Genomic DNA, 12,179 nt, shown 5'->3' on the forward strand with positions numbered 1-12,179 from the left:
CTTAGGTCAATGAAGATTATGTGAGCAAATTATCAGTCATTTAGTGATATATAAAATATATTAAAATTATCAAATCAATATAAAAATTATATTAAGAGTATGGACTCCAAACAGTTAAGGCATTTTGTGGCTGTCGCTGAATACCAGCACTTTACTCAAGCTGCTAAAGCGTTACACATTGCCCAACCTGCACTCAGTATCTCGATAAAAAAACTCGAGCAAAACTTGGGTGTGGCTCTATTTCGTCGTGAAGAGCGTACAGTCTCATTAACCGATGAAGGCTTAGTGTTGTTCGAGCACGCCAAACGGGTGTTGCAGCAACTTGAGGACGCGCAGTTAGCGATTGATGAGCTCAAGGGGTTAGAGAAAGGCGAAGTAAGGTTGGGCGCCCCAAGTATGATGGGGTCCTATTTTTTTCCGCAAATACTCATGGCGTTTAAAAGTCGTTATCCCAACTTAAAGCTGACCTTGGTCGATGCGGGGACGCGCGATATACGTCAGATGCTGTTAGACGGCGAGTTAGATATTGGGGTCATTGATGATGAGAATGTGCCAGAAGACCTAGAAACCGACCATTTATTTCAGGCTGAAATGGTTGCGGTCGTGGCGCCGGAACACCCGTTTGCCAGTCGAGAGAGCATCAGTTTTTCGAGTTTCTTTGATAATGAGTTAGTGATGTTTAAGCCAGGCTATTTTCATCGCAATTTTATTGAACGCCAAGCTAAGTTGTGCGGTAAAGAGATGAATTTTTCATTTGAAACCAACTTATTACCGATGATTTTGAGTATCGTTAAACATGAATTTGCGATTACCGCACTGCTTAGCTTGGTGACTGAACACGAGCAAGAAGTCATCGGTGTGCCGTTCTCTCCGCCAGTGAACATCGACTTAGCGCTTGCCTGGCGCCGCGATGGATATCTATCGATTGCCGACAAGTCCTTCATCGATTTTGTTAAACGCTACACTTAACGCTTAGATCTCGTCACGGAGTCTATTGCCGCTCTTCTCTGTTGAATCAATGATGTTTGGCGAGTCTTGCGGGCGCTAGGTTTATGGTTCAATGGTAACTAGGGTTGAATGCTCTATTGGTTGCCTATCTCATGTTGAGTGAATTCCAGACTGGCAAAACGTAAACTCTCACCTAAGATAATGATATATCTATTATTCACAGGTTAGGTTCACGCATGCGTCAATATGTACTTTGGTTAAGCATAACTTTGATGAGCTTTGGCAGTGCTTTGGCCAGTCCAAACGTGTTCAAGATTTATCTTGATGCTGACAGAACAGGGCATTTTGAGTCTGCCCGCTCGATAGAGCAGGGGGTGAAAGTTGCGTTCGCTGAAGTCGGCAACCAAATCAACGGTGTCCCTGTCGAATTTGTGCTCACAGACCATAGAGGTAACGCGAAGCGCAGCAAAAAGAACATGGAGCGCTTTCTAAACGACCCCGATGCCTTGGTATTTGTCGCAGGTATGCATTCCCCTCCATTGATCAAATATCGTGACTTTATCAACCAGTCTGGCTTGCTCACCTTGGTGCCTTGGGCGGCAGGAACACCGATAACCCGCTATCCAGATGGTGACAATAATTATGTGTTCCGCCTATCGGTTGATGACTCAAAAGTGGGTAAAATTTTGGTCGATTACGCGACTGAGCAAGCGTGCAAGCAACCTCAGTTGGTGTTGGAAAATACAGGTTGGGGCAAATCCAATTTCAAGGCAATGATGGCAGCGCTGCCTGACAGCTCCAATCAGCTCGTCAAAACGTCTTGGTTTGATTGGGGAATTAAAGCATCCGATGCGCGCGTGATCGTTCGTCAAGCCCAGCAGGAAGGGGCGGATTGCTTGCTGATGGTGTCTAACGCCCGAGAAGGTAAAATTATGATTGAAGCCGTGTCAGAAGTGGGGGCCGCATTGCCCGTTTATAGTCATTGGGGAATTACCGGCGGACAGTTTGCGACCAATGTTCCTTACTCAATGCGTGAGAAAGCTGGCCTGCGGTTTGTTCAATCTTGCTTCAACTTTTACAGCTCACAGATGAGCGATTTTCACCGCCAAGTTTTTCGCAACGCACAGCAACAGTTTCCCGACACTTTTCGTCAAACTAATATTGATGCGCCTGCTGGATTTGTTCACGGATACGATTTATCAAGAGTGTTCATTTACGCTGCCTCTTCGGTGGAGTTGAGTGACGATATGGTTTCAAATCGTAAGGCGCTTAAACGGGCACTAGAAAACTTACCGCAGCCCGTTCAAGGCTTGGTGAAAGAGTATCGACGACCTTTTTCGCCGTTTAGCCAAAATAATGTCGATGCGCATGAGGCCCTTGGCAGTCAAGACTACTGCATGGCGGTTTATGATGAGCAAAACGCGGTGAAGCTACTTCAGTACAAAACGACTAGCAGCGATTAAGGGACACTGATGCTCAAGTTTGACAAAAAAAATGGGATGCACCTTTTTGCGCTGTTTATCATCGTGGGCGCCGGCGTTTTTTTGTTGACTAGTTTTGTCTTTATTCAGCACCAGGCGCAGAAAACGGCGCAATTGGTGATTAACGAGAGCGTAAGAAGTAAAGTCACCACGGTTGAGCGCTACGTGAACGAGTATATTGATGCGCGTCTTGACCGTTTAGCCAACATTGTCGAGCATCCACTGTTGCTGGGGGCGGTGCTAGAAGGGGTCGATACCCCATTGGCTTTTAGCGATCAGCTGGCCCGTTTTAAACCTGTGACGGGCGAGGCGTATGTGAATGTTTATGACTTTGCTGGTGAGAGGGTGTATTCAGAGTTGGTATTGCCAACCCACGTGACTGATTTTCTGAAGGTGGGGGTGGAAGACCAAAGCTTACTCGAGCAAAGTTCCTCGTCAGTGTTTAGCCAGCGGCAACGTGACTATCTAATGGTGACGTTGCCAGTGAAATATAATGGGCTTGCTGAAGGGCTTGCCGCATACATTGCGCCCTTGAGTGATGGTGACTTTTTTTCTGGGTTAGGTAGTGATTCTCTTCATTGGTTTGGCCTTGCTCAGTCGAGAATGAACTGGGAAACACCTTCACCGCATGAGTGGCCGATTGCACAAAAACCACTTGAAAACACGACGTTTACCATGCTCTATTCCTATTCGCCTGCCTTGGTTGAGGAGGCGCAGCAGAACTTTGTGCAGAGTTTGTTGTTGGGGATGCTGCTCGCCACCTTCGTCGCGCTAATGGTGTTAGTGGCTTTTGGTCGAAAGGTTTTGGTCTCGCCATTTCAAGCTCTTTATGAATCTGAACAACAACTTATAAAACAATCAAAAGAGCTTCAACGTAAAGAAGCAGAGTCGGCTCGACTGGCCCGAGTCGTTACATATATGCGCGATGCGGTCGTATTCACGGATTTAGAGTCCCATATTGTGTGGGTTAACAACGCTTTTGAGCAGCTTACTGGTTACAGTGAGCGTGAAGTGATCGGTCGCAAACCAGGCGAGTTTCTTCAAGGAGAAAGAACCGATAAACAAACCACTCGAGAAATAAGGCGGGCCATTGATGAGCGGCGCTATGGTTTTTTTGAATTGGTTAACTACAAAAAAACGGGTGAGCTCTATTGGATCGAGCTTGCCCTAATGCCGCTATATGATAAAGAGGGTGAGTTAGAAGGCTTTATGGCCGTAGAGCGGGATATTACTCAACGCGTTGAGCTGCAAGAGTCACTGCAGCAGAAAGCTATCGAAGCCAATGCCGCCAATATCGCTAAGTCAAAATTTCTTGCTGCGATGAGCCATGAGTTGCGTACACCCATGAACGGCATTCTCGGCGTGGGAGAGTTATTGCAGCACACGCCACTCAACTCAGAACAACAAGATTATGTCGAGACCTTCCTCAGTTCAGGGCGCCACATGTTGGCCGTGCTCAATGATATTCTCGATTTCTCCAAGATTGAGTCGGGTAAGCTTAAATTAGAGCAGAGAGATTTTTCGTTGCAAGCGGTGGCAGATAAACTCGCGCGGATGTATCAGCCTCTATGCGAAGAGAAAGGTCTGGCTTTCGACTGTCATTGCCATTTTGCGGATCACACCCACATTCGGGGCGATGAGACGCGAGTGATTCAGATTTTACAAAACCTACTCAACAATGCATGGAAGTTCACTATTAAAGGTGGTGTCACCCTTGAGTTAGACCTGAACAGCGCTACGAACGGCGACTGGCTTGTCATGCGGGTCAAGGACACCGGAATAGGGATCAGCCGTGATAAGCAAGCGTTGATTTTTGACCCGTTTAGTCAAGCCGAAACAGAGACCACCCGCCGCTTTGGGGGAACGGGGCTTGGGCTTGCCATTATCACTGAGCTGGTGAAAGCGATGCAAGGTGAAGTCCACGTTGACAGCATGCCAACGCTCGGCAGCACGTTTACGGTGACGATCCCGGTGTCAATCACCCAAGCGGTAAATACTGATGAACCGACTCTGCATCAGCAAGCGTTTGACGGCAAAGGTATGTCGGTTTTGATTGTCGAAGATACACGAGTCAACGCCATCGTGCTTGGTCGATTTTTAACTCAGAAAGGCTTTAGCCACCAAGTCGCCGTTAATGGCTTGGAAGCACTCGAGTTGGTCAAGCAGAAGCACTTTGACTTTATTCTGATGGACAACCACATGCCCATCATGGATGGTATTCAAGCGACGGAAGCCATCACTCAATTAGATTTACAACCCAAACCTATCATTATTGGTTGTACGGCCGATGCGTTTGAAGAAACGAGACAGAAAATGCTCACTGTCGGTTGTACTGAGGTTATCACTAAACCAATTAGCTCGAAAAAACTGGATGAGATTTTCTTTGTCACCCAGCGCGCTGTGACATCAGAGACGACTTAAGTCACCTGTTCGGCTAGCCAGTTATTTGCTGTGGTAGATTTTTTCGAAATTATTAACGTTCCAACCAATCATATAGCGGTCACCAATCTTAAGCACAGGTAGTGAACGAGCGCCGATCGCATCTAGCTCCTTACGGCCACGTTGCATTTTGGCGTTGGTCAGACGGTATTTATACCCTTTTGAATCGAGATAACGCTGAGCGTCTTTGCAGTGTGGGCATTTATCTTTTACATACAAGACGAGTCTTTTCATCATGGAGTCCTAAGCAAACAGTTGTCGCTGAGTTTAATGAAAAGGCCATGAATGGCAAGTCGGATTAAGGTAAACTGTCGCCCCTTTGAATCGAGCAAGGCTTTTAACACTATGCGTCCCTGCCTGAGATATGTTCAAGGCTACCCAGAACACATTGTTACCCCAGTGACTCAGTTAGTAGAGTCGGGCAAATTGGTCGCCTGGTTTGAGCAGCGCTATCCTCACTTTCACAATATTAAAAGTGAAAAAGCGCTGTTTGAGTACACGATGGCGATTAAAAACCGCTATATGAAAAAAACCTCGCCGCTTAGCAAAGTGGTCTACGACAACAAGATTCATTTAATTAATCACGCGCTCGGTTTGCATACCTATGTCTCTAAGGTGCACGGTAACAAGATAAAAACCAAGAACGAGATTCGCATTGCCAGCGTTTTCAAGCATGCGCCTGAGCCTTTACTGAGGATGTTGGTGGTGCACGAGTTGGCGCATTTAAAAGAGAAACAACATAATAAAGCGTTTTATCAGCTCTGCTGTCATATGGAGCCCGACTACCACCAGCTTGAGCTTGATGCTCGACTGTTTATGATTTATCTAGAAACCAGCAAACAGAAATCACTATGAACTCGCGTGTAAAAAAAGCATCTGCTCAACTTAAGTCAAACAACAAGCCCAGAGGTTCATCGGTAGAAAAGATGACGGTCATTAGCCGTAAAAGCAAAGCGGGATTGCACAAACAAAACCGTCATCAGGGGCGGTATGATTTTAAGGCGTTGGTGACCGCCTTGCCTGAGTTGAAAAAACACGTGATTCGCAATCCGAAAGGGGAGCAGAGTATCAACTTCTCTGATCCGCTAGCAGTCAAATTATTAAATAAAGCGCTGCTTGCGTGTCACTACCAAGTGGATGTTTGGGATATTCCACCAGGCTTTCTCTGCCCGCCTATTCCAGGGCGAGCAGACTATATCCATCGACTCAATGAGCTAGTGATAACTGATGTGCCTGAGCTGTCGAAGCAAAAAATCAATGCATTAGATATTGGCGTTGGTGCCAATTGCATTTACCCAATTATCGGTGCACGTGTACATGGGTGGCGATATGTGGGGAGTGATGTCGACCCGCTATCGGTAGACAACGCGAACGCGATCGCCAATCAAAACCCTTCATTAAAAGGCAAAGTCGAAGCGCGGCTACAAAAGCAGCCTCGTTATTTGTTTAAAGGCATCATTCGCCCAGGCGAGTTCTATCACGTCACCACCTGCAATCCACCGTTCCACAAGTCGCTGCAAGAGGCTCAACAAGGCAGTACGCGAAAGATCCAAAATTTGGCACGGAATAAAGCGAAACGTGGTCAATCAAGCGCACAGCCAGCCACTAAGCCTTCAACTATACTTAACTTTGGTGGACAAAAAGCGGAACTTTGGTGTCCGGGAGGTGAGGCGGCGTTTATCAAAAATATGGCCTTCGAAAGTCGAGACTTTGCTGGGCAAGTGCTTTGGTTCAGCAGTTTGATCTCAAAAAAAGACAACGTACGCTGGATGAGAAAAAATCTAGAGAAAGCGGGGGCAAAAGAAGTGCATATCGTCGAGATGAGCCAAGGGCAAAAAGTGAGCCGCTTTATTGCTTGGACGTTTCATGACTCAGCTCAGCGAGCTGTGTGGGTCGCCGAGAAAAAGGCTTAAAGACCAAATGTTGGACGGGGTGAAAAGATGGAATTTGAAATTTATATGCCCTGCGAGCCTGTCTGGCTATGTGACAGTTTTCTCTGGCTCTTCGCTGTTCTACTGCTCCTCGGTCTTGGCGGATTTATCTCTATTCTATTTAGGGAGTATAAGAAAATTCAACGTGCGTCGAATGTGAGACGTCGGCGCAAGACCCACTATTCAAAACGCCGTTAGTTTATTATCACGGTGTCGGCGTCGTGGATAGATGCCATTCTCGCCACAGTGCTTGTGTCGTTGCTCTGTCGCTGCTGCGCGCTTCTAATGCCATCAACTGCATTTTTGCCTCTTCAAGTTGCCCTTGCTGAATCGCGTTGCGGACTAAGTAAACTCGTAAATCGAGGCGGTTCGGTTGATGCTCCAGCGCTAGCACAAGATACTGTTTTGCTTGTGAATAATTGCCCGATTTGCTGGCACATAAGGCTGCATTTTGATAGTTCGTGACACGTTGTGATGCGGTTGAGTGATGAATCGATCGCTCAAACCAGAGACTGGCTTGCTTAAACTGCTTCTGTTGACAGAGAAATGTCGCGTAACTTAGCAGAACGTCGGACTGTTCGGCGCTGTGGTCGAGCAAGGTTTGATATTGTTTTCGGGCCAGATCATGGAGTCCAGAGTGCTGAAAATAGATAGCTTGGGCGAGCTGCGCGCGATAGTAGTTCGGGGCATGGGCGAGTGCGCTTTCAATGTTTTGTCCTGCCTTGTCGAGTTGGCCGAGCTGTAGATACCTCATACCCAATGTTATTCGGCCATCTGCTTGGTATTGCTTATCGGTTTTATCGGTGGGGTAATGCGTGAGCGGCGTGCATGCCGTCACCAGCAGCAACGGCAAAAGTCGTAAAATAGCCATATTGATCAAGGGTTACGGAAAACCCTTAAACTAGGCCGCTTGGCGCTCTCGGGCCAAGCTAGATTGAAAATTTATCAGTACACCTCTACGTCTGCGGTTAAGCAGCAACACGCTTTTGCATTTTAGTTGTTATCTTGTTCACCACCTGACCAATAAAAAAGCAGCGAAAGGTGCTGCTTTTTCGATTCTTTGGTTAGTCATCTTTGGTGAAATTGGCCTCACTGAAGTGGTCGAGGTCGTAAGGTGTTTGTTGGTAAACACAGTAGTTAAGCCAGTTGGCGAATAGCAAATGGCCATGACTGCGCCAACTGGCGACCGGTTTATTGTCGGGATTATTGTTCGGATAGTAGTTAACAGGAATCGTCGGTTCCATGCCTTCACCCAAATCGCGAATATACTCGTTGTGCAGGGTTTGCGAGTCATATTCTGGGTGGCCAGTAACGAATACATTACGCTTGTCTTTGGTGGTCGCTAAATACACCCCTGCCACATCCGACGTCGCTAGGATATCCAAATCGGTATGTTCCGCGAGATACTCGGGAGAAAAATCGGCGTAGCGAGAGTGCGGAGCTAAAAAGGTATCGTCAAAGCCACGTAAAATGGGATGGTAGGGCTGGTGAATTTGGTGTTGGTAAACCCCGGAGAGTTTGTCTTTGCGCGTGCGTTTGGGTAAGTCGTACAGAAGCTTCAGCCCCGCTTGAGCGGCCCAACAGACGTACAACGTCGAGGTGACGTGGTCTTTGGCCCAGTTCATGATGGTTTGCAGGTGCTCCCAATAGATGACGTCTTCAAACTGGACTAATCCAAGTGGAGCGCCAGTGATGATCAAACCATCAAAATTACGTCCTTTAACCATTTCAAACTGACGGTAAAAATTGTCTAGGTGCTCAGTTGGGGTATTTTTGCTTGGACGGTCATCGATACGCAACAGCTCAATATCCACTTGAAGCGGGCTATTTGACAACAAACGCAGGAATTGTGTTTCCGTCTCAATTTTCTTGGGCATGAGGTTGAGGATCAGCACCTTGAGCGGACGGATCTCCTGAGTCGAAGCACGAGATTCAGGCATAACAAAGATATTTTCGGTGCGCAGTACATCAGATGCGGGTAATTGATCGGGGATCTTGATCGGCACAGCTTGCTCCCTAAGCGTGTTTATGGACGTCTATACTTCTAAACTTACCCCAAGCTTGGCGAGATGTCGATAGTAATCTAGGCTCGATCTGTAATAACATCTCCGCTTTACTAAACGCGATGTGTGGTTATGAGAGTAAAACTGACGATAATCCGTGGCTTACCTGGTTCAGGCAAGAGCACATTAGCTAAGTCAATGCCTGCGGTGCACCTTGAAGCGGATATGTTCTTCGTCAATCAGGCGGGCGAGTACCATTTTGAACCCACTAAACTCGCATTGGCACACCAGTGGTGCCAAGACCAAACTCGACGCTGCTTGGAGCTGGGGAGCGATGTGGTGGTGTCCAATACTTTTGTTCGCCGTTGGGAAATTACCCCCTATTATCAGTTAGCTAAGCAGTACCAAGCTCACTTTGAAGTGATTGAATGCCATGATGATTTCGGCAGTATTCACGGTGTCGATCGCGATAAGATTGAAATTATGAAGCGCAGGTGGCAAACGTGGCGCCATATACCTGATCCAAGAGACAAAAGTTGACTATTCTTCATCGAGCAAGAGAAAAATTTCGACGCACATCAACTTATATTGAAACTGACTGTACTAGGATTTACTAATATACCGTGACAGTTTGGTACTGAATGAGCTTATTTCGATTATTCAACCCGACATTGCAGACGAAAACCGCCCTCTACTTCATTCTTGGTCTTCTAGGGGTGTCTTTAAGTTGTGTCATGATTGTGCGCTATTTTTTCATTGTCGCGATAGATGACCTTGAACGGAGCGAGCTGACACAAGCAAGCAGTCAAGCACACAGCGTGATTGTTAAAATGACTCAAGATCTGAAAGAACGCTCCTACGATTGGGCCTATTGGGACGAAACTTACCACTTGTTACAGGGCGCAGATGCTGCGGCTTTTGCGGAACGCAATTTGTCTCAAGATGGCCTCGATGCACTCAGCCTTGATCTCATGGTATTCAGTGACTTGAAGGGAAGTGTTGTCACTAGCATTGTCGATGAACATAATCTGCAATCTGCAGCTTTGGCAGAGAATATCGCCAGACACCCTCAAGTGCGGCGTCATATAAAATTGATGAACAGTGTGCTTGATGCCGCCCGTACCGACCACAGTGGCTTATTGTTGCTAGACGATAGTATTTGGAATATCAGTTTGACGCCAGTACGTGACAGTGAGGGTGAGTCTAGTTCGACTGGGTGGCTTATCTGGGGCCAAAACTTATCGCAGCGTTTTCCTGGTGACTTCAATGCTATTTTGATCGCTGACAATCGCATCATACCGTTAACCGACCCAACCAATCATCAGCCGCAATTTGCTTCTCGTGAAATCGAAAAAGATCGTAACACCATGACCGAGTGGATTAACTTGGTAGGGTTATCCGGATTACCAGTGGCGACGCTTAGTACCACAATCAGTCGCGATTATTTCAATAAAGGGAACGTCATTTTTTACTATTTGCTTAGCGCGCTTGCGGCGGTAAGTGTTGTGATTTCTGTGATGACATTTTTGACGTTCCGCCGCCGTGTCGCTCGTCGCTTTTCTGACTTGCAACGCGATATCAAGGCGCTGTTTGAGGTTTATAAATTGGATGGGTTTGATAAGCCCAGCAAAGACGAACTTGATCGCCTGTCAAATTTAGTCCAAGCGCTCGCGACCAACACCAACAAAGCTGAAGAACGCTTGCAAGATGCACAACTCAAATTTGATGCGCTCTACCAAAGCAAAAGTATTGCCATGCTGTTAGTTCGTGAACGAGACATCATAGATATCAACCAGACCGCGCTGTCTATGTTGGAATATCAGCGCGAGCAGCTACTGCATAAACCTCTCGACTTACTCTGTTCTCCTACAGACCAACCCGAATGTCAGATAGACGTGATGTACCGTCAGTTTGCCAAGGGGGAAACTCAGTTTGAAGCGCAAATGCTCACCAGCCAAGGGGTCGAAATTGATTGTCACATCGAAGTGAGTCGCATTAAGTATCAGGGCAAAGATGCGGTTATGTTGTCGATCAGTGACGTGCGTGAGAAAAAGCAGCAAGCCAAATTGATCGAAGATTTAGTCGAACGTGATGCTTTGTCTGGCTTGTGGAACCGCAATGCGATTATCGAGCAGTTTCAAGAGCTAGAAAACAAAGAGCTGTCGTTTATTTATTTTTCCATTCCCAATCTAAACGTGATTGCCGATGTATACGGCCATGAAAAATACGATGAGTCAGTCAAGTACGTGGCTGCCTTGATCAAAAGTAAACTCACGCGCTTTCCCGTCGGGCGGTTAAGCGCTGATGAGTTTATAGCGTTAGTCGCCACTCATCGCGAGTTTGAAGAAGCACTTTGGGGCGCCATGCGGCTGCACGAAGAGCTATCCGAGAAACAAAAAGTGAACGGCATAGAGGTAGACTTACGCTGTAACGTTAGCGTGGTGCCACCTGAAATTAGCCACTACGATTTTAATCAATTACTTCAAGCGGCCAGTTACACGGTACAAAACCACAAAGGTGAAAAAGGGGCGGTATCGATACAACGTGTCAATCAAGAGATGTTCGACCGTTCACAGACTGCCGCCGCGATTAAACGAGACATAGCGGGCGCGATCCACAGTGGTGATATCTACCCTCATTACCAACCTATAGTCGATAGTAAAACTGGTCACATTACTGGTTTTGAGGCGCTTGCTCGTTGGCAGCATCCAGAGTTTGGTTTTGTATCGCCAGCCATCTTTGTGCCATTGGCAGAGCAGGCCGAGTTAGTCATTGAACTTGGCGAGCAAATACTTCGTCAAGCTTGTGAGTTTATTCAGCAGGTCAATCAAGTTCAAGCTAAGCATGGCGATACACTGCTCTCGGTACATGTCAATTTAAGCGCGCCGCATTTCTACCATTCTTTGCTCAGTGCGTTTCTCACTGACCTTATCAAACGCTATCAAATTGGCTCAGGACAACTTGTTATTGAGTTGACAGAAAGTATTTTAATGGGGCCAGAGAGCGAAGTGGTGGCACTGATGGATGAAATTAAAGCACAAGGAGTGTTGTTTGCGCTCGACGACTTTGGTACCGGCTATTCGTCGTTTACGACGTTATGCAGTTATCCTCTTGATATCGTGAAACTCGATAAGTCTTATATCGACCAGCTTGCAAATAACGATCGGGCGAAAAGCTTGGTTCGTCATATTGCCAATATGGCGCAGGAACTCGGTTTAACCACGGTTGCGGAAGGGGTGGAAACCGCCTCTCAACTGCGAAAATTGCGTAATTGGAACATTGAAGAGATTCAAGGTTACTACTTCTATAAGCCTATGCCTGCCGAGGACATCATGGCGCTTGTTCGCCACTAACGAAGGGCCCGGTACTGATTGGGC

10 protein-coding genes are annotated in these 12,179 nt (G+C 46.9%); 7 read left to right on the forward strand and 3 right to left on the reverse strand.

The genetic code is table 11. The features are described 5' to 3' along the window. Positions 1-99 precede the first annotated feature (99 nt). The 3 genes from FCU94_RS06575 (at position 100) to FCU94_RS06585 (ending at position 4,850) form a co-directional block, all read left to right on the forward strand. On the forward strand, positions 100-969 hold the full coding sequence (locus FCU94_RS06575) for a LysR family transcriptional regulator (protein WP_176287747.1): 870 nt from the start codon (positions 100-102) through the stop codon (positions 967-969). Between the two features lie 215 nt (positions 970-1,184). Beyond that, positions 1,185-2,411, forward strand: coding sequence for an ABC transporter substrate-binding protein (locus tag FCU94_RS06580; protein WP_176287748.1), 1,227 nt, complete (start codon positions 1,185-1,187; stop codon positions 2,409-2,411). A 9-nt stretch (positions 2,412-2,420) separates the two neighbouring features. Further along, positions 2,421-4,850 carry an ATP-binding protein gene (locus FCU94_RS06585; RefSeq protein ID WP_176287749.1) on the forward strand — a complete coding sequence of 810 codons (2,430 nt, stop codon included), beginning with the start codon at positions 2,421-2,423 and terminating at the stop codon, positions 4,848-4,850. 21 nt (positions 4,851-4,871) lie between these two features. Here FCU94_RS06585 and FCU94_RS06590 read toward each other — a convergent pair whose 3' ends face one another. Then, entirely contained in the window at positions 4,872-5,102 is a 231-nt protein-coding gene (locus tag FCU94_RS06590; protein ID WP_176287750.1) for a glutaredoxin family protein, read from the reverse strand. Positions 5,103-5,213: 111 nt separating this feature from the next. Here FCU94_RS06590 and FCU94_RS06595 point away from each other — a divergent pair, with 111 nt between their 5' ends. Together FCU94_RS06595 and rlmF are read left to right on the forward strand one after the other, a co-directional pair. Beyond that, complete coding sequence (locus tag FCU94_RS06595) at positions 5,214-5,723, forward strand: M48 metallopeptidase family protein (RefSeq protein ID WP_176287751.1); 510 nt, start codon at positions 5,214-5,216, stop codon at positions 5,721-5,723. Further along, positions 5,720-6,781: a 23S rRNA (adenine(1618)-N(6))-methyltransferase RlmF gene (gene rlmF / locus FCU94_RS06600; protein WP_176287752.1), complete on the forward strand. Its 1,062-nt coding sequence runs from the start codon at positions 5,720-5,722 to the stop codon at positions 6,779-6,781. Before FCU94_RS06595 ends, rlmF begins: the two co-directional genes overlap by 4 nt. Positions 6,782-7,004: 223 nt before the next feature. On the opposite strand, the gene FCU94_RS06605 is transcribed toward rlmF, so the two are convergent. Together FCU94_RS06605 and metA are read right to left on the reverse strand one after the other, a co-directional pair. Next, positions 7,005-7,670: a tetratricopeptide repeat protein gene (locus tag FCU94_RS06605; protein WP_176287753.1), complete on the reverse strand. Its 666-nt coding sequence runs from the start codon at positions 7,668-7,670 to the stop codon at positions 7,005-7,007. Positions 7,671-7,863: 193 nt separating this feature from the next. Next, complete coding sequence (metA, locus tag FCU94_RS06610; RefSeq protein ID WP_176287754.1) at positions 7,864-8,805, reverse strand: homoserine O-acetyltransferase MetA; 942 nt, start codon at positions 8,803-8,805, stop codon at positions 7,864-7,866. Between the two features lie 129 nt (positions 8,806-8,934). Here metA and FCU94_RS06615 point away from each other — a divergent pair, with 129 nt between their 5' ends. Further along, positions 8,935-9,342: an ATP-binding protein gene (locus FCU94_RS06615; protein WP_176287755.1), complete on the forward strand. Its 408-nt coding sequence runs from the start codon at positions 8,935-8,937 to the stop codon at positions 9,340-9,342. 101 nt (positions 9,343-9,443) lie between these two features. Continuing rightward, positions 9,444-12,155 carry a bifunctional diguanylate cyclase/phosphodiesterase gene (locus tag FCU94_RS06620; protein ID WP_176287756.1) on the forward strand — a complete coding sequence of 904 codons (2,712 nt, stop codon included), beginning with the start codon at positions 9,444-9,446 and terminating at the stop codon, positions 12,153-12,155. Positions 12,156-12,179 lie beyond the last annotated feature (24 nt).

The sequence above is a fragment of the Vibrio sp. JPW-9-11-11 genome (genome assembly GCF_013369335.1).
Lineage (GTDB): Bacteria > Pseudomonadota > Gammaproteobacteria > Enterobacterales > Vibrionaceae > Vibrio.